This window comes from Chromohalobacter sp. 296-RDG (assembly GCF_029889885.1).
Lineage (GTDB): Bacteria > Pseudomonadota > Gammaproteobacteria > Pseudomonadales > Halomonadaceae > Chromohalobacter.
This window is the reverse complement of sequence record NZ_JARANY010000002.1, coordinates 82742-99159: the sequence shown is the minus strand read 5'-3', so window position 1 is coordinate 99159 and position 16418 is coordinate 82742. Positions and strand designations below refer to the sequence as shown.

14 protein-coding genes are annotated in these 16418 nt (G+C 62.6%); 3 read left to right on the top strand and 11 right to left on the bottom strand.

Annotated features, from left to right (window positions below; translation table 11 throughout):
- Position 1: 1 nt before the first annotated feature.
- From OP495_RS01755 to cysZ, 3 genes are all read right to left on the bottom strand, one after another.
- Positions 2-613, bottom strand: coding sequence for a superoxide dismutase (locus tag OP495_RS01755; protein ID WP_280562449.1), 612 nt, complete (start codon positions 611-613; stop codon positions 2-4).
- 131 nt (positions 614-744) lie between these two features.
- Positions 745-1671, bottom strand: coding sequence for a ZIP family metal transporter (locus OP495_RS01750; RefSeq protein WP_280566753.1), 927 nt, complete (start codon positions 1669-1671; stop codon positions 745-747).
- 28 nt (positions 1672-1699) lie between these two features.
- On the bottom strand, positions 1700-2428 hold the full coding sequence (gene cysZ, locus OP495_RS01745; RefSeq protein WP_280562447.1) for a sulfate transporter CysZ: 729 nt from the start codon (positions 2426-2428) through the stop codon (positions 1700-1702).
- A 301-nt stretch (positions 2429-2729) separates the two neighbouring features.
- Here cysZ and OP495_RS01740 point away from each other — a divergent pair, with 301 nt between their 5' ends.
- Positions 2730-4604: an EAL domain-containing protein gene (locus tag OP495_RS01740; protein WP_280566751.1), complete on the top strand. Its 1875-nt coding sequence runs from the start codon at positions 2730-2732 to the stop codon at positions 4602-4604.
- On the opposite strand, the gene phoU is transcribed toward OP495_RS01740, so the two are convergent.
- From phoU to OP495_RS01715, 5 genes are all read right to left on the bottom strand, one after another.
- Positions 4562-5281: a phosphate signaling complex protein PhoU gene (gene phoU, locus OP495_RS01735; RefSeq protein ID WP_280562445.1), complete on the bottom strand. Its 720-nt coding sequence runs from the start codon at positions 5279-5281 to the stop codon at positions 4562-4564. The two genes, OP495_RS01740 and phoU, sit on opposite strands and share 43 nt — an antisense overlap.
- Before the next feature lie 32 nt (positions 5282-5313).
- Entirely contained in the window at positions 5314-6090 is a 777-nt protein-coding gene (gene pstB, locus OP495_RS01730) for a phosphate ABC transporter ATP-binding protein PstB (protein ID WP_280566883.1), read from the bottom strand.
- A 62-nt stretch (positions 6091-6152) separates the two neighbouring features.
- On the bottom strand, positions 6153-7529 hold the full coding sequence (gene pstA / locus OP495_RS01725) for a phosphate ABC transporter permease PstA (protein ID WP_280566750.1): 1377 nt from the start codon (positions 7527-7529) through the stop codon (positions 6153-6155).
- The gene (locus tag OP495_RS01720) at positions 7526-9646 is read right to left on the bottom strand and encodes an ABC transporter permease subunit (protein ID WP_280566748.1); all 2121 of its coding nucleotides are present in this window, start codon (positions 9644-9646) and stop codon (positions 7526-7528) included. Before OP495_RS01720 ends, pstA begins: the two co-directional genes overlap by 4 nt.
- A gap of 56 nt (positions 9647-9702) precedes the next feature.
- Positions 9703-10641: a phosphate ABC transporter substrate-binding protein gene (locus OP495_RS01715; protein ID WP_280566882.1), complete on the bottom strand. Its 939-nt coding sequence runs from the start codon at positions 10639-10641 to the stop codon at positions 9703-9705.
- A 231-nt stretch (positions 10642-10872) separates the two neighbouring features.
- Between OP495_RS01715 and OP495_RS01710 the strand changes: the two genes are divergently transcribed.
- Positions 10873-11277: an acyl-CoA thioesterase gene (locus OP495_RS01710; protein WP_280566745.1), complete on the top strand. Its 405-nt coding sequence runs from the start codon at positions 10873-10875 to the stop codon at positions 11275-11277.
- A 42-nt stretch (positions 11278-11319) separates the two neighbouring features.
- Here the strand turns inward: OP495_RS01710 and uvrD are convergent, their stop codons facing one another.
- Both uvrD and hexR read right to left on the bottom strand, forming a co-directional pair.
- Positions 11320-13539, bottom strand: a complete 2220-nt coding sequence (gene uvrD, locus OP495_RS01705) for a DNA helicase II (RefSeq protein ID WP_280566742.1) — start codon at positions 13537-13539, stop codon at positions 11320-11322.
- A gap of 85 nt (positions 13540-13624) precedes the next feature.
- Complete coding sequence (gene hexR / locus OP495_RS01700) at positions 13625-14488, bottom strand: transcriptional regulator HexR (protein ID WP_280566740.1); 864 nt, start codon at positions 14486-14488, stop codon at positions 13625-13627.
- Between the two features lie 207 nt (positions 14489-14695).
- Here hexR and OP495_RS01695 point away from each other — a divergent pair, with 207 nt between their 5' ends.
- Positions 14696-14890, top strand: coding sequence for a hypothetical protein (locus OP495_RS01695; protein ID WP_280562439.1), 195 nt, complete (start codon positions 14696-14698; stop codon positions 14888-14890).
- Positions 14891-14997: 107 nt separating this feature from the next.
- Here OP495_RS01695 and OP495_RS01690 read toward each other — a convergent pair whose 3' ends face one another.
- Positions 14998-16365: a sodium-dependent transporter gene (locus OP495_RS01690; RefSeq protein ID WP_280566739.1), complete on the bottom strand. Its 1368-nt coding sequence runs from the start codon at positions 16363-16365 to the stop codon at positions 14998-15000.
- Positions 16366-16418: the final 53 nt, after the last annotated feature.

Sequence of the window (16418 nt, the reverse complement as noted above, 5' to 3'; positions counted from 1 at the left end):
CTTACGCAGTGGCTTCGGCGTAACGACGCGCCACTTCGTCCCAATCGACGACCTCGAAGAAGGCCTTGATGTACTCGGGACGCTTGTTCTGATACTTGAGGTAATAGGCGTGTTCCCACACGTCCAGCCCCAGAATCGGCGTATTGCCGTGCATCAGCGGGCTATCCTGATTGAGCGTGTTTTCCACGACCAGACGCCCGGCAGGCGTAACGGACAGCCAAGCCCAGCCACTGCCAAAGCGCTTGAGGGCAGCTTGCGTGAAGGCTTCACGAAACGCTTCGTCACCGCCCAGTTCACTTTCGATAGCCGAGGCCAAATCGCCCTTGGCCTTGCCTCCACCCTGTGCCGACATGACCGTCCAGAACAGCGAATGGTTGGCGTGCCCGCCACCATTGTTGATCACTGCCTGACGCTTGGCTTCCGGAACGCGCTCGATTTCACCCATCAGGGTTTCGACCGGCAGCGATTCGAGATCCGTGCCTTCCAGAGCGGCGTTCAGATTATTGACGTAGGTCTGATGGTGACGGCTGTGATGGATCTCCATGGTAAGCGCATCGATATGCGGTTCCAAGGCATCATAAGCATAGGGTAACGTCGGTAGTTGATGCGCCACGACATACCTCCTTGTCAATCTATCGTCGAATGTCGAGCCTTGATGCAACGTGGCACCAACGGCAGGTTGTACCTAATCATAATAGTTTTCATTGCAGGTTTGTCAATTACTTAGCAGCTTAGACGAGAGGGTCAGAACACCTTGTCAAGCATGAACATCAGCATGAATCCACCCAGCACGCCGAAGGTCGCATCGCGTTCGTGTCCCTTGCGATGCGACTCGGGAATGATCTCGTGACTGATCACGAACAACATCGCGCCGGCGGCAAAGGCCAGGCCAAAGGGCAGCAAGACATCGACGACATGCACCGCAAAGGCCCCGATAACCCCGCCGATAGGCTCCACCAGACCGCTCAATAACGCCGCACCCAATGCCATCGGACGCGAGTAGCCGATGGCCAGCAGCCCCAGGGAGACGATCAGCCCCTCGGGTAGATTCTGGAGGCCGATGCCCAGCGTCAGCGCCACCCCGGCGGCCATGTCGCCACGCGCATAGCCCACGCCGACTGCCAGCCCTTCGGGGAAGTTGTGAATGGTGATGGCAAAGATGAACAGCCAGATACGCCGGATCTGCAAGGCATCCGCGCCACCCTGCTTGCCCAGCGCGAAATGCTCATGAGGCACGAAGCGGTCCATCCCCCAGACCAGAATACCGCCACACACGATCCCCCCGCAGACGATCATCAGGGCCCAGCCGATGGTGCCGGTGAGCGCCAGCGAGTCCTCGTAGGCCGGCATGGCCAGGGAATAGGCCGTGGCGGCCAACATCACGCCAGCACCGAAGCCCATCAGGGCATCCTCGAGACGCTGGCTAATGTGGCGAAGCACCATGATCGGTAACGCCCCCAGCGGCGTGAAAAGCCCCGCCACCAGACTCGCCAGCATGCCCGCCTGAAGCGTGCTCAATGTCCCCAGCCAATCGCGCATCTGAGCGCCCAGCCACCACACCAGAAACGCGCCCACGGCGGCCGCGAGTAGGATGCCCAGCGCCCAGCGGCGTCGAATGAAGCCGCCGGGCGCTACAGAAGGCGCTTGCGAGGGCGCTTGCGTATCTTGCATGCGGGGTCTCCTGTGTCGTCGAGAGCGTTCAGCGTGTCACAGCCGGTAGATGACGATAATACTGCTGCCAGAGTATCACCGCGCCCGCCACGCCGCCCGGTAACAACACCAGATTGAGCACTGGTATCCACGTCGCCAGCGACATGCCGACCCCAAAGGTCAGCGTCGGCCACCAACGCGTCCGCAAGCGTCGTCGCATGTCACCAAAGCTCACCTGGTTGTTATCCATCGGATAATCCAGGTATTGAATCGCCAGCATCCACGCCGAAAAGGCGGCCCACAAGAACGGCATGAATACGTTCACGCCGGGCACGAAGCCAAGTACGAACAACAGCGCCATGCGCGGCAGCATGTACCCCAGCTTGACGAATTCGCGACCCAGCGCGTCGACCCCGGCGCGGAAAAGCCCCCGCGTATCGCTGGGCGGCGCCCCACTCAGGCGCCATTCCACCTTTTCGGCGAGAAAGCCATAAAACGGCGCAGCGATCAGGTTGGTCACCAGCGTGAAGGAAAAGAACACCACCAACAGTAGGCTCACTACCAGCAGCGGCCAGATCAACCATTCCAGCCACTCGAGCCAGGACGGCACCTTGAGCATCCAGTAGTCGAGCCAGCCGCCGAAATGCGTGAACAAATAACCTAGCGTGGCGGCGTAGATCAGCAGATTGATTGCCACCGGCGCAATGACGAAGCGGCGCATCCCCGGCGACAGAACCAACCGTGTGCCCTGACTGATGGCAGTAAACGCATGCAGCATCGAGGTTCATTCCTTGATAGACGTTAGCGCGGATCCTGAGCAGCAGCATGCCATGCGGCGGCCCCGGCGCCCATCTCCCGCGGTTGATGAGAAATTTAATACCAGTATGAGGCGCTCTCAGGCTTCGTGCTCAGTAAAACGCATGACCCGCTCGGCCTTTCGGCGCAACCCAGCGAATAGCGGCCAAGCGCGGCACGGCGGTATGCTAACGTAGCTAAACTGGGATGCCTGCACGGCAGCGTTAACGTGCCTCCCCGGCCTGTAAATGACGCAGCCCGGCATCGCGACAAGAGAACACCTCATGGCAAATGCCCCTGGGGCCGACGCCCCCGATCATGGTGATGAAGCGCGCCGCCTCGACGAACTCCAACGTCTTGGTCTGATGGATACACCGCCCGAGAAGCGTTTCGACGACATCACCCGGCTGACCGCGAAGGTCTTCGGCGTGCCCATTGTGCTGATCACGCTGATCGATCGCCACCGTCAGTGGTTCAAGTCACGCTTCGGCTTCGATGCCTGCGAGACCTCCCGCGACAACGCCTTTTGCGCGCACGCCCTGCTCGAGCGCCAAATGCTGGTAATCGAGGACACCGCCAACGATCCGCGCTTTCGCGATCATCCCCTGGTCACCGACACGCCCTACATCCGCTTTTACGCCGGCGCCGTCATTCGTATGGCCTCGGGCCTGCCGCTGGGCACGCTATGCGTTATCGACCGTCACCCAAGGCACTTCGACGCCCACCAGCGCGAGATATTGCTCGATTTGGCACGCCTGGTGGAAAACGAGATCGGCGACGACGTCATCACGCACCTCGAGCGCGCCCGCGCCGAAATCGGCACCCAGTTCGATCCGCAAACCCGGCTCGCCACGCAACAACGCTTTCAGCAACTCATTCAGGCACGCCTGGCGGCATTGCCGGACACCGCAAGGTTCTGTGGCGTCGCGGCCATCGATCTTTACGGCATGCGCGCGGTGCGTACGCGCTTTTCGCTAGAGGCCAGCAACGAAGTGCTCATGCGCGGCATCGCGCGGGTCGAGAAAGCCCTCGACGGTTTTATCTTCGACTTGGCACGCATCGACGATCAACGCCTCGGGGTGCTGCTCTACCAGGGAGATCCCGCGCGCATGGCCGACACCATGGCAACACTGGCTGAGACCTTGCAGGCGCCCTATCTCGCCGCCGGCAAGACCGTCACCGCCGCTGCGCGCGTTATCTGGGCACAGGACGCCACCCGGCTTGGCCATGCCGATGACATCCTCTCCGCCCTGCAGCATACCTGCCGGCGCCTCCACAACGAGCGCGGCGACGCCCTCCTCCGCCTCGATACGCCAACGTCCCTGCCACGCCTGACGCGGCGCAACTTGCTGCGCCGCCGTACGGCTTCGGCACTGGCCGAAGACCGCTTCCGGCTACACTATCAGCCGCAAGTCGCCATACACGGCTATCGCCTGAAAGGATTCGAGGCCTTGCTGCGTTGGCATGACAGCGAACTGGGGCAAGTCAGCCCCCAGGATATCGTCGATATCAGTGAGGAAATCGATCTCGGCGATCAATTGGATACCTGGGTCCTGCACACCGTCACCCAGCAACTGGCCACGTGGCGCGACCGAGGCCACGCCCTGCTACCGGTATCCGTCAACGTTTCCCAGGAGCAGCTCGCATGGCCCGCCTTCGCCGACTTGATCGATTCACTGCTCACGCGCCACCGCCTACCCGGGCGATTGCTCAACCTGGAAGTGCTGGAACGCTCGTTGATCGACGACCCCGAGGCCATCATCGATAGCATGCAGCGTCTCAAGCGCCGTGGCGTGGGGTTCGCCATCGATGATTTCGGCACCGGTTATTCGTCGCTTTCCTACCTCACGCGGATCCCGTTCGACACACTCAAGATCGACAAGAGCTTCATCGACCGCATCTGCGATGACCCACGAGTAGCCTCGCTGGTGCACTCGATCGTCTCGCTGGGGCGCGATGCCGACATGCAGGTCATTGCCGAAGGCGTGGAAAGCGTCGCCCAAGTCACACTACTGCGCGACTTTCACTGCCACAGTATTCAGGGCCATGTCTTCTCCATCGCCCTGACTCCGCCCCATGCCGAAGCGCTGTTGGCAGCCACTGCCAGAAAACGGCATCACTCCCCGAGCGACTCGTCCAGCTCACCGGGCTCGGTGTGACGCACGTCGAGCCCCTTGACCAGATAAATGACGTGTTCAGCCAAGTTGTCGGCATGATCGCCGACCCGCTCCAGGGCCCGCAGGATCGTCATCACGCTGAGAATGGAGGTAATGGCGCGCGGATCTTCCATCATGAAGGTCACCAGCGAGCGCGTGGCCGTGGTATATTCATTATCGACCGATTCATCCTCGTGAAGCACCTCCAGCGCCAGCCGCGTGTCGAAGCGCGCGAACGACGTCAGCGCGTCACGCAGCATCTTGCGCACGTGCTCGCTCAGGTGGCGAATCTCGACCATGCCCCGCGAATGGCGGTCCGACTCGATGAGCGTCAACGCATTGCGTGCGATCTTGTTGGCCTCGTCGCCGACCCGCTCTAGATCGGAGGTAGCGCGGATGACCGCCAGCACCAGGCGTAGATCGGAGGCCGCCGGCTGCCGGCGTGCCAGCACCCGAGTGCACTCCTCGTCTATCTGGATTTGCATGTCGTTGACGGCGTTATCGCTATCGCGCACGCGCTCGGCGGTTCGACTATCGCCCTCGAGCAACGCCTCGACGGCATCCTGCACCTGTTTCTCGACCAGTCCGCCCATGGCCATCAACTGGGTCTTGAGCTGCTCCAATTCCTGGTTGAACTGACGGGAAATGTGCTGGCTATGCGTCTCGTTGGTAATGTCCATGACACTGCTCCGCTTGTCGGAATCGCCGCGACTCAACCCACGCGGCCGGTGATGTAGTCTTCGGTGCGCCGTAAGCGCGGATTGGTGAACAACGTATCGGTCGGGGCGTACTCGACCAGCTCGCCAGCGTGCAGAAACGCGGTGTAGTCGGACACGCGCGCCGCCTGCTGCATGTTGTGGGTGACCAGAATCAGCGTCAGTTGCGACTTCAAGCCACGAATCAGCTCCTCGATCTTGAGTGTCGAGATCGGATCCAGCGCCGAGGCCGGCTCGTCGAGCAGCAATACGTCCGGGCGCACTGCCAGGGTACGGGCGATGACCAGACGCTGCTGCTGCCCGCCCGACAACGTCCACGCCGAGGCGTGCAGATCCGCCTTGACCTCCTCCCAGAGCGCCGCCGACTGCAACGCCCACTCGACGATTTCATCCAGTTCGCGCTTGCGTTTGACGCCCTGCAGACGCATCCCGTAGGCGACGTTTTCATAGATCGACATGGGAAACGGATTGGGCGTCTGAAACACCATCCCCACCCGGCGGCGCAGCTCGGCCACATCCACGTCGCGGGCATGAATGTCCTGGCCCTCGAGGCGAATGCGTCCATTCCGCGTGACCTGGTCGTTGAGGTCATGCAATCGATTGAGGCCGCGCAGTAACGTCGACTTGCCGCATCCCGAGGGCCCGATGAAGGCCGTCACGCGGTGACGCGGCACGCGCAGCGTCAAGTCGCGCAGCGCCGGCTTCCCCTCATAGGCGAGCGACAGGGCCTCGATGTCGAAACAGCTCGACGTCGAGGGAAAATCGACCGCCAACGACGACAAGCGCTGGGTCTCGGCGGCGGAAAAAGACGCGGCAGACAAGAGTGACGAACCTCCTACGAATGCTCCAGTGCACGGTGACGTGCCCTGAGATGATGGCGCAAGATTATTGCAGTTAGGTTAAGCACCACGATGACGACGACCAACAACGTCGCTGTCGCGAATACCAGTGGCATCGCCGCCTCGGCATCGCGACTGGCGAAGCCAAGATCGAACAAGTGATAGCCCAGATGCATGAACTTGCTATCGAGATGCAGGTACGGAAACTCCCCATCCACGGGGACCTCCGGCGCCAACTTGGCCACACCCACCAGCATCAGCGGCGCCACCTCGCCGGCGGCACGAGCCACGGCCAGGATTACTCCGGTGAGCATCGACGGCAGCGCCATGGGCACCACCACCCGGCGCAGGGTTTCGAAACGCGTCGCGCCCAGCGCCAGTGACCCTTCACGCAACGCCACGGGAACTCGCGCCAGGCCCTCTTCGGTAGCCACGATCACCACCGGCAGCGTCAACAGCGCCAACGTCAGCGAGGCCCATAGCAGCCCACCGGTGCCAAAAGTCGGCGACGGCAGGCGCTCGGCGAAGAACCAGCTATCGATACGGCCGCCCAATCCGTAGACGAACACGCCCAGCCCGAACACGCCGTAGACGATCGACGGTACCCCGGCCAGATTACGCACCGCGATGCGTATCAGGCGCGTCAACGGCCCCTGGCGTGCCACCTCGTTGAGATACAACGCCGCCAGCACGCCGAACGGCGTGACCACCAGCGACATCAGCATCACCATCAACAGGGTGCCGAAGATCGCCGGCCATACGCCGCCCCCGGTATTGCCATCGCTCGGTGCCTCGCTGAGAAAGCGCCACACGCCGTGTCCCCAGGCCGCGAGCTTGTCGCCGATAGTCATGCGATTGGGCCAGGAAAGCGACGCCACCTGCGCGAAGGCCACCTCAGCCGCGCGCCCCTCGACGTTACGCAGATGTAGCGTCGTGACGTCGGTGTTTCCTGCCAGCGCTTGGCGCAGGCGGCGTTCGGCCTCGTTGCCTTGCAGGCGTTCACCGGCGGGCGTCTCCACCGCCGTCAGGCGTCCGATGAAGGGTCCCCAATCGCGACGCTCGGCGTACAGTAATTCCGGCGGTGTCTCGCGCGTCTCGATGGCCTGCGTCTCGATCCACCGCCATACTCGACCGTCGAGGTCACGATTGGCGGTGAAATAGCGTTGTTCGCCGGCCTCGCTGCCACGGGCGATGCCAGCGACCTGCTGTCCATTTTCGAGGGTCAGTTGCTCGATATCGGCAGGCCAGAAATGCGCCAGTCCGCGTGTCACGACCAACGTCAAAAGCGCCACCACGGCCAATAGCGACAGCGCCACGCAGGCCCCGCTCAGCCATCGCCAGACACCGTCACTGCCCAACCGAAGTATCCTCATGCGTCACCCCCATAGCGTCGATACCGCCGCTTGAGCCGCCAGCGCACTATTTCCGCCAGCGTGTTGACGACGAAGGTGAACACGAACAGCAGCAACGCCCCGAGCAGCAGCAGACGATAATGGGTGCCACCCACCGCCGCCTCGGGCAATTCGATGGCCAGGTTGGCGGCCAGCGAGCGCAGGCCCTCGAAGAGGCTCGGTGACATCAGCGGCGTATTGCCGGTGACCATCAGCACGATCATGGTTTCCCCCACGGCGCGTCCCGCGCCGATCATGACCGCGGAGAGAATTCCCGGCGCGGCGGCGGGCAACTGGACTCGCCACAGCGTCTGCGCCCGTGTCGCGCCCAGTGCCAGAGAGCCTTCCGCCAAGGGGCGGGGCACACCGGAAAGCGCTTCCTCGGCCAGTGAATAGAGCGTGGGAATGATCGCCAGCCCCATGGCCATACCGACGATCAGCGCATTGCGTTGCGCGTAATCCCAGCCCCACTGCTGGTGCATCCAGGCACGCAGATCACCGCCGAACCACCAGGCCTCGAGCCACGGCGAGAGACCCAGTGCCGCCCAGCACAGCAGCGCCAAGGGCACCATCAGCCCGACGCCGGCACCGATAGGGGGTAGACGCGATCCCCAGCGTCGAGACAACATCCGCCATAGCCAGCCGCACGCCACGCTGCCCAACGGCACGCACACGAAAAGCGCCAGGGTGCCGGCGAGGTGGCGCTCGACGAAGGGCGCCACGAGAAATCCTGCGACGAAGCCAATGACCACGCCGGGCAACGCCTCCATCAGCTCGATGGCGGGCTTGAGACGCGCACGCTGGCGCCGTGACATGTAACAAGCGCTATGCACCGCCGCTCCCAACGCCAGCGGCACGGCAAACACCATGGCCCAGGCCGCTGCCTTGAGTGTACCCCAGGCCAGCGGCACCAGGCTGTATTGCGGCTCTTCATCGCCAGTGACGGCTGCCGCCCAGCGCCACTGGGCAGCGCTGTGGCCTTCATAGGTCTGCGGCATCCACAGGGTCGCCGGGCTTACCGCAGCATGCGGCGCCTCGATCGCCAACCGCTGGGGCGTGCCCGACTCGCCCAGCCACATTACCTGCGTGCCTTGTGAATTAATCGATACGGCCGTCGGCGGCGTGGCCTCGGGTGCCTGACCCTGCCAGCGTTGGCCGCTCAGGGACTGATAGAGTCCCAAGCGGCCACTGTCGTCCAGCGCCAGCCACAGGCGCTGCTGGGGCAGGGCGATCAAGCGTCGAATGGCGGCATCGCCCAGAGCTGAGTATGACGTCTCGGGCACTTGCCAGCCCGTGGCGTCGGGGGAGAGTCGCCAACGACGCAGCCCGCCTTGGGCATCGCCGACGATAAGCGTGCGTCCGCCTTGCAGGAAGCTCAACGCCGTCACCGGCGCCTGGGTCTCGGTGCGCACCGACACCATGCCGCCGCCATCGGGAGACAACTGCCACAGCGTCAATTGCGTGCCTTGAGTCATGGCCAGGCGGCCCGCGTGGCCTAGCGCGATATGTTCGGCCGTCTCCGGCACCGCGATACGCCGCGTAGCCTCATCGGTATGCCACAGGGCCGCCACCTTGCCTTGGGTATCGCGCCCCGCCAGAACCCAGCCCTGAGCCGCATGACGTAGCGTCAACGCCGCCACGCCGCGGGATTCGAACAAGCTCATGGTAGAGGCTTGGGTCCATCGCAACCGCCCTTGATCGTCGCGGGGCACCAGGCGTACCTCACCGTTGCCCAGCCCCAGGGCCAGCGGCTGCGTCTTGCCTGCCTCGGCCACTGCCGCGATCGTGGTGCTTGCTGATAGCGTTGTAATCTCGCCCTCGACGTCGCGCAGATGCCCGTCTCGGGTCAACCAACGCGTGCCATCATCGGCCAACCAGACGGCATGCATCATACCTTCGTCGGCGGCCGAGGGAGCGCCGGTATCCACTTCAGCACCGTCGAAAAGCGGTAGTACGGCCAGCGTCAGATACACACCGATGGCCAGCACTGCCACGACCACGCCGATACCGCTGGCGGCAATCACCCCGGTCGCCAGACGGTCGAGACGCTGACGCAAGCGGCGATTCGGGCGAGGCGGGGCAGTGGAGGGATTAGTCATCGGCGAGCCCGGCGGCGAAGCATTGCCTTGCAATGAAGTGAGACCATCAGATTACGTCAGTTTGATGACGATTGCGTGACATCGGCAAGGGGTGGCAACCGCAATGCCCGCCTGGCGGCGGCCAAGCGCGGTTCAGGCAACGGCACGAAACCCTGCCGGGCCACCACGGCCTGCCCTTCGGGCGATAGCACTAGATCGAAGAAGGCGCGTTCCAGGGCCGGCAAGCGCTCGTCCGGGGCCAGATTGACGTATACATACAAAGGGCGAGTGAGCGGATAGCGCCCGCTGACGACGTTATCCAGCGTGGGCAGACGCGGCGTGCCCTGATCATCGCGCAACGCCAGCACCTTGACCATCGCGGTGGGGTAACCCAGGCCGGCATAGCCGATCGCCTCGCGGGAACGTCCAACCGCCGCCACCACCGCCGAGGAGCCCGGCAGCTCGTTGACGTCGCGGCGGAAATTGCCGCCGCACAAAGCCTCCCGCTTGAACAGTGCATGCGATCCGGAAGCGGTATTGCGGCCAAAGCGGGCCACAGGCCGTGAGGCCCAGTCGCCGTCGAGCCCCAGCGTGCCCCAGCGTCGGATAGCAGGCGTTTGACCGCAGAAGCGAGTGTCGGCGAACAGCGCCTCGACCTGGGCCAATGACAACGAGGTCAGCGGGTTGTCGCGATGCACGAACAGCGTCAGCGCGTCCAACGCCACCGGCACTGCCACCGGTGGGTGGCCCTGGCGGGCGATGAAGTCGGCACGCTCGGCCTCCGTCATGGGTCGTGACATGGCGCCGATACGTGTCACTCCTTCGGCCAGCGCCGGCGGCGCAGTCCCCGAGCCCGAGGCTTGTACCTGCAAGCGTACCTCGGGATGCCGCGCACTGAGCCGTTCCCCCCATTGCGTCATCAAACCGCCCAGCGTATCCGAGCCGACCGATCCCAGTGTGCCGCTCAACGGCGCTGCCATCGCCATCATCGGCAACAGCAACGCCCCTAGCATCATCGCCACGCGACATCGCCAGTTCACTGAGCCGTACCGGTATGTTCGCTTTTTGCTTATCAATGCTCTCGTCCCCGTTGTCATGCTTGCCCCACCGCGATACACCTTGCCGGGCGACTGGTCGTCGAGGCGCGACGGCGTTTACTATGAAACGATTGCAACCGCGCTACGGTCGACAACAACAATGCTCGACAACCAAGATGCTTGATAACAACAATCGCCAGGACCCACGCCATGCATGAACTCGACGATATTCCCACCCCGCAGGGCGAACTCACGCTCAAGCTCGTCACCCAGCGCCAGGACACCAACCTTTATGGCGACATTCCCGGTGGCTGGCTCATCGCACAGATGGACCAGGCCGCCGAACTCGCCGCGGGGCGCCTGGCAAGCGGCCGGACCGCCACGGTCGCCACCGAGGGCATGGATTTCCTGTGCCCGGTACGGGTCGGCGCGATGGTCAATATCTTCACCCAAATCAGCGAGGTTGGGCGCAGCTCGATCAAGGTCGATGTCGAGGTGTGGATTCGCCCACCTCACGAGCGCAGTCCCGAGGAGCGCTACAAGGTCACCGAGGCACGCTTCGTGATGGTGGCACTGGACGACAACGGTCGCATACGCCCCGTCCCCGAGGCGTAAGACGCTCGTTGTCCACTGCAATGTCGCGCGACACGCGTCGAGTCATAACGGCGTCAGATTGGCGAACCCCAGCACCAACCATTTGTCGCCTTCGTCCTCGAAACTGATGTGCACGCGGGCCCTGGCACCTTCGCCCTCGGCATTGATGATCACACCCTCGCCGAAAACCGGATGACTGACCCGCTGCCCCAGACTCAACGACGGCTGATCGTCATCGTTCGAGACGCTCTGCTGCTGAGAGAGTCCGCGGTTCGGCCGCGTGGAAACCGGCCGCGAGACCTGGCCACGCAAACGCACCTCCTCGAGCAACGACTCGGGCAACTCATGCAAAAAGCGCGACGGCCGCGAAAAGGTTTCCTTGCCATGCAGGCGACGGATCTCGGCATGCGTCAGATACAGCTTGCGCATGGCGCGCGTCACCCCGACATAGCACAGACGCCGTTCTTCCTCGAGACGTCCCGGCTCCTCCAGCGACATCTTGTGCGGAAACAAGCCTTCCTCGACACCGGCGACGAACACCACCGGAAATTCCAGCCCCTTGGCCGAGTGCAGCGTCATCAGTTGCACGCTGTCCTCGAAGTCGTCCGCCTCGTGATCGCCGGCATTGAGGGCGGCCTCGGCCAGGAACGGCTCCAGCGCGGCCGCTCCCTCACCGACTTCCTGCAACGAGAAGGGATCGCCCTGAGCAAAGTTGCGCGCCGCGTTGATCAGTTCCTCGAGGTTCTCGACACGCGCCTGACCTTTCTCGCCCTTTTCATTGCGGTGATGCTCGAGCAAGCCGGTGGTATGCAGGACATGTTCGATCAGTTCATGCAACTCCATGCCGGCAGTATCATTGTCGAGCCGTTCGATCAGCTCCGAAAATGCCGAGAGCGCACTTGCCGCACGCCCCTTGAGTGCCCCCTCGCTGACGCTGTCATGCAACGCCTGCCATAACGACACCCCTTGGATGCGGGCCCGCTCGCGCAGCACTTCCACGGTACGCGTACCGATGCCGCGTGCCGGCACGTTGATCACGCGCTCCAGCGAGGCATCATCGTCACGCGTGAGCATCAAGCGCAGATACGCCAGGGCATTCTTGATCTCGAGGCGCTCGTAGAAGCGCTGGCCGCCATATATGCGATAGGGCACGCCACTGCGGATCAACGCCTCCTCGAGCACCCGCGACTGCGCGTTGGAGCGATAGAGAATCGCGATGTCCTGTCGCGTGCTGCCCTTGTTCACTTCCTCATTGAGGGTGTCAACGATGAAGCGGGCCTCGTCGAGGTCGTTGAAGCCGGCGTAGACCGAAATCGGTTCACCGTGAACACCGTCGGTCCACAGTTCCTTGCCCATGCGCCCGGCGTTATGGCTGATCAGCGTGTTCGCGGCCTCGAGAATGGCGCTCGTCGAGCGATAATTCTGCTCCAGACGCACCGTGGTGGTCGCGGGGAATTCCTCGGCGAAGCGGCGGATGTTCTCGACCTTGGCGCCGCGCCAGCCGTAGATCGACTGATCGTCGTCGCCGACCACGGTCATGCCCGCGCGATCGCCGGCAAGCAGCTTGAGCCAGGCATACTGCAGGGTATTGGTATCCTGGAATTCGTCGACCAGCAGATGACCGAAACGCTCGCGGTAATGCGCCAGCAACTCGGGGTTGTCGCGCAGAAGCTCCAGGCCACGCAGTAGCAACTCCCCGAAATCGACCAGACCGGCGCGTTCGCAAGCCAGCTGATAGCGTTCGTAGAGCTCGACCATCTGGCCCATATAGGCATCGCCATGGGTCTGGACCTGGTGGGCCCGCAGCCCCTCTTCCTTGCAGCCGCCGATGAAGTATTGCACCTGCTTGGGCGGGAAGCGCTCGGCGTCGATGCGATGATCCTTGAGCAAGCGCTTGACCAGGCGCAGTTGATCGTCACCGTCGATGATCTGGAAATGCTGGGGCAGGCGCGCATCGTGCCAGTGGGTACGCAGCAGGCGATGTGCGATGGAGTGGAACGTGCCCACCCACATATTGCGCAACGACAGGCCCAATAGCGCTTCGAGGCGCGTGCGCATCTCGCGCGCCGCCTTGTTGGTGAAGGTCACGGCGAGAATCGCATAGGGCGACAACCCCTCGACCTGCAACAACCAGGCGATACGATGCACCAGCACGCGCGTCTTGCCCGAGCCAGCGCCAGCCAGTACCAGCAAATTGCCCTGCGGGTGGCTCACGGCCTCGCGCTGAGCCGTATTCAGCGAGTCGAGTAGCGGCGAAACGTCGCCCGGCGAAACGTCGTCCATGGATCACGTATCTTGGCATTGCGAAATGAGCGCCCAGCTTAGCACAAGCGGTCTCGGCTTCGGTCGCTCGCGATCTGCCGAGTGGCTAGGTGTCGTCGTCGGTATCGGGATAACGCAGCGGCACCAGGCTTTTCTTAACCGATTGGAGTTGCTCGGCCAGCTTGGGCCCGCGTGTCTTGGCCACGCCCACGGCGAGCACGTCGACGATCACCAGGTGCGCCACGCGCGAGCTCATCGGGGTGTAGATTTCGGTATCCTCGTGCACGTCGATATAAAGCGGCAGGGTGACCTCGCTGGCCAGCGGCGAGTCACTGGGACACAAGCCAATCACCGTGGCACCGGTCTCGCGAGCCAGACGCACGCTGGCCACCAGCGCCCGGGTGCGTCCGGTCTGGGAGATGGCGACCACCACGTCACGCGGTGTCAGCGTCACCGCCGACATATTTTGCATGTGCGGGTCGGAATAGGCCACAGTGGATATCTGCAGACGGAAGAACTTGTGCTGGGCATCGAAGGCCACCGCGCCGGAAGCGCCGAAACCGTAGAACTCCACGCGATTGGCCATGGCCAGGGCGTTGACCGCCTTGCCCAGTGCGGCATGATCGAGCCGATCACGTACCGAGAGCAACGTGCCCACGGTGGAGTCGAAAATGCTGTGGGCAAATTCGGCGACGCTGTCACTATCGTTCATCGAGAATTGCGCGAACTGACTGCCCGTGGCCAGCATCTGCGCGAGCCTGAGCTTGAAGTCCTGGAAACCGTTGCACCCTAGCGCACGGCAGAAACGCACCACAGTAGGCTCGCTGACCTTGGCTTCGGTGGCCAGATCGACGATGCGCATGTGGATAACATCCTCGGGATGGCGCAACACGAAACGCGCCACCTTCTGCTCGGAGCGCCGAAAATACTCCATGCGGCGTCTCATCTCATCGAACAGGGCACTGCTCATGATGGCGCGACTCCTTGGCTGACCAGCAGCGACGTGAAAACAGATTCGATTCTAGTATGCCGCAGGCGTTGAAGGGAGAAAAACGCCCGTTTCATCCTTGACGTCATAATTCTGTCAAGTGCGTTATAGTAATGATGCCAAGCAGAATTCGGTTATGGCACCAAGCCGATTATAAGGACGGTCATAAGGACGATCGGGAGATTCGATATGCGCGATGCCGAACATCTTCAATCCTTGAAAAGCGAGCTTCTCGACATTCATATGAGCCTGGAAATGCTCGAGCATGAGCAGCGCAAGAAGAGTGCCGCGACACGCTATCTGCGGGCGCGGCGCGGCATTGAGCTGCATCAGGAATTCAAGCGCCTGGAGCGCGATATCGTCGATTACGACGACTGGCAGTAAACAGGCACTCGATGAGCGGAGAGAGTTCCCCGTTCATCGAGTGCCTGGAAGGGCGTTCCAAGCCCGGCGCGGGCAATATTCGCCCGCGCCGGATGACTGAATGACGCTCAGAGGCTGCTGATGAAGACGATCACCACGCCGATGGGCGCGATGAAACGTACCGCCACGCGCCACAGGGCGAAGGCACCATCGCTCATATTGAGCTGTGAGCGCAGTTCGTCACGCCCCATGAACCAGCCCACGAACAGCACGGTGGCCAAGCCGGTCAGCGGCAGCAGCAGCTTGCTGGTGACGTAATCGAGCAAGTCGAAGAGGGTCATGCCGGCGAACTTGTCGAACATGCCCAGCGGCGCGAAATCACCCCAGACGTTGAACGACAGCACCGTGGCCAGCCCCAAAGCCCAGGTCGCCAGTCCCGCGACGATGGTCGAGCCCACGCGCGACAGCGGCGAGCGCTCCTCGATCCATTCCACCAGCGGCTCAAGTAGTGAGATCGCGGAGGTCCACGCCGCGAACACCAGAAGCACGAAGAACAGCAACCCGAACAGCCAACCACCGGCCATGTTGCCGAACGCTAACGGTAGGGTCTGGAAGATCAGGCCTGGACCCGCAGCCGCATCCAACCCATTGGCGAATACGATGGGGAAAATAGCCAGTCCAGCAAGCAGGGCGATGACCGTATCCATGACCACGACGATGAGCGCCGAGCGACCGATGTTGACGTCATCGGAGAGATACGAGCCATACGCCATCATGATGCCCATACCCAGACTCAGGGTGAAGAAGGCATGCCCCAGTGCGGCGAGAATGCCGTCACGGGTGATCTTGGAGAAGTCCGGCGTAAACAGGTAAGCCGCCCCTTCGGCGAACGCGCCGGTGGTTGCGGCGTAACCCACGAGCAACACCAGCAGCACCGCCAGCGCCGGCATCAGGGTCTTCGCCGCACGCTCCAGGCCACCAGCAACGCCACCCACCACGACACCGATCGTCATGATCATGAACAGGCTATGCCAGAGCAGCAATTCCACGGGACTTGCCAGCAAATTGCCGAACAAGGTGCCAACACTATCGTTATTCAGCTCGCTGAAAGTATCGACCACCGCCATTTGAATGTACGCCAGCGCCCAGCCACCGATCACGCTATAGAACGAGAGAATCAAGTAGGCGCCGAGAATCCCGGCCACGCCAATCAACACCCAGGCCCGGCTACGCTTGAGACGCCGTGTGATGTCGCCCATCGTCGAGATGGGATTCTTCTGGCCCAGGCGTCCGAGCAACCATTCGGACATCAACATCGGCAAGCCGACCAGGAAGATGCAGATCAGATACACCAGCACGAAAGCGCCGCCACCGCTTTCGCCGGTCATGTAGGGGAATTTCCAGATATTGCCCAGACCGACCGACGAGCCGACGGCGGCCAGCACAAAGGCCATACGAGAGGACCACTGCGCGTGCGAATGAGACTTGTAAGACATTGCTTCACCTGAATTGCGTGGCGCCATCGATCAATAAAATGATGACGTTGTAT

What these genes read in the sequence shown, in the direction of transcription:
- OP495_RS01750 (WP_280566753.1), bottom strand. Translation starts at nt 1,671, where the DNA reads ATGCAAGATACGCAAGCGCCCTCGCAAGCGCCTTCTGTAGCGCCCGGC.
- cysZ (WP_280562447.1), bottom strand. Translation starts at nt 2,428, where the DNA reads ATGCTGCATGCGTTTACTGCCATCAGTCAGGGCACACGGTTGGTTCTG.
- OP495_RS01740 (WP_280566751.1), top strand. Translation starts at nt 2,730, where the DNA reads ATGGCAAATGCCCCTGGGGCCGACGCCCCCGATCATGGTGATGAAGCG.
- phoU (WP_280562445.1), bottom strand. Translation starts at nt 5,281, where the DNA reads ATGGACATTACCAACGAGACGCATAGCCAGCACATTTCCCGTCAGTTC.
- pstA (WP_280566750.1), bottom strand. Translation starts at nt 7,529, where the DNA reads ATGAGGATACTTCGGTTGGGCAGTGACGGTGTCTGGCGATGGCTGAGC.
- OP495_RS01720 (WP_280566748.1), bottom strand. Translation starts at nt 9,646, where the DNA reads ATGACTAATCCCTCCACTGCCCCGCCTCGCCCGAATCGCCGCTTGCGT.
- OP495_RS01715 (WP_280566882.1), bottom strand. Translation starts at nt 10,641, where the DNA reads ATGATGCTAGGGGCGTTGCTGTTGCCGATGATGGCGATGGCAGCGCCG.
- OP495_RS01710 (WP_280566745.1), top strand. Translation starts at nt 10,873, where the DNA reads ATGCATGAACTCGACGATATTCCCACCCCGCAGGGCGAACTCACGCTC.
- uvrD (WP_280566742.1), bottom strand. Translation starts at nt 13,539, where the DNA reads ATGGACGACGTTTCGCCGGGCGACGTTTCGCCGCTACTCGACTCGCTG.
- hexR (WP_280566740.1), bottom strand. Translation starts at nt 14,488, where the DNA reads ATGAGCAGTGCCCTGTTCGATGAGATGAGACGCCGCATGGAGTATTTT.
- OP495_RS01695 (WP_280562439.1), top strand. Translation starts at nt 14,696, where the DNA reads ATGCGCGATGCCGAACATCTTCAATCCTTGAAAAGCGAGCTTCTCGAC.
- OP495_RS01690 (WP_280566739.1), bottom strand. Translation starts at nt 16,365, where the DNA reads ATGTCTTACAAGTCTCATTCGCACGCGCAGTGGTCCTCTCGTATGGCC.